Source organism: Streptomyces sp. NPDC055078, assembly GCF_053607985.1.
On record NZ_JBSGUP010000672.1, the window covers coordinates 1 to 4435 of the forward strand.

Genomic DNA, 4435 nt, shown 5'->3' on the forward strand with positions numbered 1-4435 from the left:
CCCGGGCATCCTGCGCGTACGGCTCCTGGGCATACGGATTCTGCGCGGAGGGATCAGAGGCAGGCTGCGGCGGGACCAGGCCTGCCTGGTCCGCGCCCGCGCCCTGACCCCGGTCACCGTCGTACGGCGCGTTCATTGCTACCCCACCTCATCGTCCCCGGCCGGCCGGCCACGACATCGCTCAACGGTCCACTTTCTCACCCGTGCCCGACGGGTTGCCGCTTTCCGGTCCGGTGTCCGGTGTCGGGTCACTCGCCTGCCCGGGATCGGGGGTCCCGATGTCACTTTCGGGGTGCCGGGCCACCCCCGGCGCGTCGCTTTCCGCCCGCGGGGGAGCCGCCTCGTCCGGGTGCCCGGAAACGCCGGTACCGCCGCCTCCGTGGTCGTCGCCGTCGCCGGGGGCGTTCTCGGTGCTGTCGGTGCTGTCGGTGCTGTCGGTGCTGTCCGCGGTGTCGGTGGGGTCGGCGTCGTCCGCGGTCCGCTCCTCGGCCGGCTCCGGCTCCTGGAGGGCGGCGCGCTTGCGCTGGCTGTACATCCGCACGCCCGCCAGCACGAGCAGCAGCACACCGCCCGCGATGACGAGCATCACCGTGGGAGTGATCTCGGAGACCTTTACGGTGAACTGCATCTTCTCGCCGTACGGCCGGTTGTCCTCGGTGTAGAGCTGGGCCGTCATCTGCACCTGGCCATTGCGGTTCGCCAGGGCGTCGAACTTCACCGACTGGCTGTGCCCGCCGCGGACCTCGATCGGCTGTTCGGCGGTGCCCTTCTCGCCGTCGAGACTGAGACGGGCCGCGTTGTCGGAAGTCAGCCGCAGGACCAGGTTGTCGACGCCCTGGACCAGCCGGTTCTGCACGGTGACCGGGATGGTCGCACTCCGCCCCGACAGGGTGATCTGCGACTTCTCGATCAGTTGCACCTCCTCGGTGAGGCTCTGGAGGTTGTCCCGCACACCGTCGCGGTACTGCTGTGCGGGGACGGGCTTTCCCCGCCAGGAGGCGGACATCTCCCGGTCGATCGCCCGGCCGAAGGGGGTTTCCACCCGGTCCATCGCCGTGAGGATGACCGTGAAGTCGTCGAGGGCGTTCTGTGTGGTCTGGATGTCCTGGAACGCCTGGACCGGCAGTTCCTGCTTCCGCAGCCTCTCCGGATACTGCGAAGAGTGGGGCACCTTCGTCGTGGCCCGGGGGTCGGGCTTGACGCCCGAGGCCGCGATCAGATCGAGCGGCTCCGTCCAGCGCTGGGACGCCAGGGCCTTCAGCGCCCGGGCCATGGACTGGGCCTGGGACACGGTCGGTGTGCGCTGCGGGGCGACGACGATGCTGCGCTGCTTCTCCGGGTCCTGGAGCGTCACCGCCAGCGTCTGGGCGACGAACTCCTGGATCGCGAGCGTCGAGCTGTCCGTGTCCAGCATGTCGCCCTGGAAAGCCTTGGAGAGCCGGGTGTCGGCGACCACGGCAGTGGTTCCACCGCCGATCGGGCGGGCCGCGGTGGGGGTGTAGTCCAGATTGTCGCCCAGGCTGTCACCACGGGCGATCACCTTGTCTGCGCCCGCCGAGGTGGCGACGTCCACGATCGAGGAGTCGATCGCGCCCTCCACGGGCCAGGCGAAGTCCGTGGACGGCTTCTCGTGGATGATCGTCTCCACGGTCTTCTCCGCCACATCGGTGGCCTGCTGTAGATGGCTGAGTGAGCCGGAGACGTTCTTGCCCCGATGCGCCAGGGACGCCAGATCCGGATCGGCGAACGGCAGCGCCACCACCTTGCGGCCCTGGACCGCTGTCTCCACGGCGCTCAGCCACTGCTTGGCCACCGTCTGATTCCTGCCCGGGACCGTGGTCGTACCGCTCTTGACCCGGTAGTCCCCCGTCATGGCGTCCACGGTGGCCAGCAGATCGGGATCGATGACCCAGGTGACGGGCAGCTCACGGCCGAGGGAGACGAGCTGCCCGAGCCTGCCCTGCGGCGAGAGTTCCTCGGCCAGCGACTCGTCGGCGAAGACCGGAGTCTGCTGTTCGTCCGACCCCGTCTCCGACGTCAGATGGGTGGAGGAGGAGATCAGCGGCCAGAGGTAGGTGAACTGGGTCTTCTTCTCCGTGGCCTCCGGCTGCCAGGGGAGAAACGTCCGCTTGAAGCCCAGTACCTGCTCGAACGGCTCGTCCGCGGTCTGGCCCGACAGGGCCACACCGAGCTGGTAGACGCCGTCCGCGCCGAGGTCCAGCTCACTGACCGGGACCGACAGCGAGAAGTCCCTGCTTATGCCGGAGATGAGCTTGGGAAGCTTCACGGTGTGCTTGTCGTCGATGGGCGAGCCATCGGCACCCTGGGTGTAACCGGTCCGCTCGGCGGCGCGGTCGATGGCGATCCTGCCGTGGAGCTGTGGACCCACCCGCAGATCGATCTCCGCGTCGCTGACGGTCTGCCTGCCCTTGTTGATCACCGTGCCCGAAATGGTGACGGTGTCGCTCTTCCCGGGGGCGGCCGGGGACAGCGCGTCGAGGGACACCTCCACCGTCCGCGGACCCGAAGGCTCGTCGGCGGCGGCTGCGGCAGATGCTGCCGGACCCCCGAGCAGCCCTGCCACCAGCGGTACGCCGGCGATCAGAGAGGCTGTGCGGCGCAGCCACCGGCGGGCAGGAGAAGGGGACGTCCCCCGGAAGTCTGCCGCCTCGGCCACGCGCACATCCGTCCCTCGTCGTCTTGCCTCTGGTCGTTGTCGCTCATCGCGTCCACGCATGGTAACGAGGTGTGCTGTGCCGAAGTGCCGCGGACTGCCCCACATGATCGCAAGGGATGCCCGGACGGCCTGCCGTTCCCGGGCCGTGAGCCCCTGAAGTGGCCCCCGAGGTGGTCGCTGGTGAAGGAGACGCCGCGGTCGCCGTGGGCACGTACCCTCTTCTGTTGTGCCGAACGCCAATGAAGACACCCCCACCGCACTGAGCCAGGTGCAACGCCGTGCGGTGACGGAACTACTGCGCGTAGCCCCCGTCGCCGATGATCTCGCCCGTCGCTTTCAGGAGGCCGGGTTCTCGCTCGCCCTGGTCGGCGGCTCGGTCCGGGATGCGTTGCTCGGTCGGCTCGGCAATGATCTGGACTTCACGACGGACGCCCGACCCGAGGACGTACTGAAGATCATCCGTCCTTGGGCGGACTCCGTGTGGGACGTGGGTATCGCCTTCGGCACCGTCGGGTCCCAGAAGAGCGGATATCAGATCGAGGTCACCACCTATCGCTCGGAGGCGTACGACAGAACCTCACGCAAGCCCGAGGTGTCCTACGGCGACTCGATCGAGGAAGATCTCGTCCGCCGCGACTTCACGGTCAACGCGATGGCCGTCGCCCTGCCGGAGAAGGAGTTCATCGATCCGCACAACGGTCTGCAGGACCTCACGGCACAGGTGCTGAGGACGCCCGGCACGCCTGAGGAGTCCTTCTCGGACGACCCGCTGCGGATGATGAGGGCCGCCCGGTTCGCGGCTCAGCTGGACTTCGAGGTGGCTCCCGACGTCATCACGGCGATGAAGGAGATGTCGGATCGCATCGAGATCGTCTCCGCCGAACGGGTGCGAGAGGAGCTGAACAAGCTGATTCTCTCCGCTCACCCCCGCAAGGGCCTCGCCCTGCTGGTCGACTCGGGTCTCGCCGGGCATGTCCTGCCGGAGCTGCCCGCCCTGCGGCTGGAGAGCGATGAGCACCACCGCCACAAGGACGTGTACGAGCACTCGCTGACCGTCCTGGAGCAGGCCATGGATCTGGAGGAGGACGGCCCGGACCTGGTGCTGCGGCTGGCGGCGCTGCTCCATGACATCGGCAAGCCGAGGACACGACGCTTCGAGGACGACGGCCGGGTCTCCTTCCACCATCACGAGGTGGTGGGCGCCAAGATGACCAAGAAGCGGATGACGGCCCTCAAGTATTCCAATGAGATGGTCAGAGACGTCTCGCGGCTGGTCGAGCTGCATCTCCGGTTCCACGGTTATGGCACCGGAGAGTGGACCGACTCGGCGGTACGGCGCTATGTGCGCGACGCGGGCCCGCTGCTGACCCGGCTCCACAAGCTGACCCGCTCCGACTGCACCACACGCAACAAGCGCAAGGCGGGCGCCCTCTCCCGGGCGTACGACGGCCTTGAAGAGCGGATCGCGCAGTTGCAGGAGCAGGAGGAGCTGGATGCGATCAGGCCCGACCTGAACGGCAACCAGATCCAGGAGATCTTGGGTGTGGGGCCCGGCCCGGTCATCGGCAAGGCGTATGCGTTCCTTCTGGAGCTGCGCCTGGAGAACGGGCCGATGGAACAGGAAGCGGCGGTCGCGGCGCTCAAGGAATGGTGGGCGACGCAGGACTGAGCGTGAAACGGTGCCATGTTTCACGTGAAACATGGCACCGGCCGATGAGCCGCGGGCGGGGTCCACGCGTTCGGCGCACAGGGCCGATG

2 protein-coding genes are annotated in these 4435 nt (G+C 68.1%); one reads left to right on the forward strand and one right to left on the reverse strand.

The window, feature by feature from the left end; translation table 11 throughout:
* Positions 1 to 181 precede the first annotated feature (181 nt).
* Positions 182 to 2677 (reverse strand): DUF6049 family protein, encoded by a 2496-nt coding sequence (locus tag ACWF94_RS34535; protein ID WP_453497834.1) that lies wholly within the window; start codon positions 2675 to 2677, stop codon positions 182 to 184.
* Positions 2678 to 2903: 226 nt separating this feature from the next.
* On the opposite strand from ACWF94_RS34535, the gene ACWF94_RS34540 reads away from it, so the two are divergent.
* The gene (locus ACWF94_RS34540) at positions 2904 to 4346 is read left to right on the forward strand and encodes a CCA tRNA nucleotidyltransferase (RefSeq protein ID WP_453497837.1); all 1443 of its coding nucleotides are present in this window, start codon (positions 2904 to 2906) and stop codon (positions 4344 to 4346) included.
* Positions 4347 to 4435 lie beyond the last annotated feature (89 nt).